Consider the following 480-nt stretch of genomic DNA (forward strand, 5'->3'; position numbering starts at 1 on the left):
GGGGAAAGTGGCGACCAATATGGATGCGGTGAGTTACCATGACTATAAACCGCGTTTGCGTGAGCAAATCCTTGCGGTCTATAACAGCCTGGCGCAGGAATATGACGTTATTGTGCTGGAAGGCGCCGGAAGCCCGGCGGAAATCAATCTGCGCGATCGCGATATCGTCAATATGGGAATGGCGGAAATGGCCCAGTGTCCGGTTATTCTGGTGGCGGATATCGACCGGGGCGGCGTATTCGCCGCTATTTATGGCACGCTGGCGCTACTGCACAAACAGGAGCGTGACAGAGTAAAGGGCGTCATTATCAACAAATTCCGCGGCGACGTGGCGCTACTCTATTCCGGTATCGAACAAATCGAATCGCTTACCGGCGTCCCGGTTCTGGGAGTGATGCCATGGCTGGATGTGGATCTGGAAGATGAAGATGGCGTCGCGCTGCAAAACGATAAATATCGCGGTAACGCCCCCCGTGATAT

The 480-nt window shown here is 54.4% G+C and carries 1 protein-coding gene; it reads left to right on the plus strand.

The window, feature by feature from the left end:
- Positions 1-19: 19 nt before the first annotated feature.
- On the plus strand, positions 20-480 hold a 461-nt coding region (locus tag ACEWB7_RS17500; RefSeq protein ID WP_411581023.1), incomplete at its 3' end, for an AAA family ATPase.

This window comes from Acinetobacter sp. NIOH-H-8, assembly GCF_046635365.1.
Lineage (GTDB): Bacteria > Pseudomonadota > Gammaproteobacteria > Pseudomonadales > Moraxellaceae > Acinetobacter.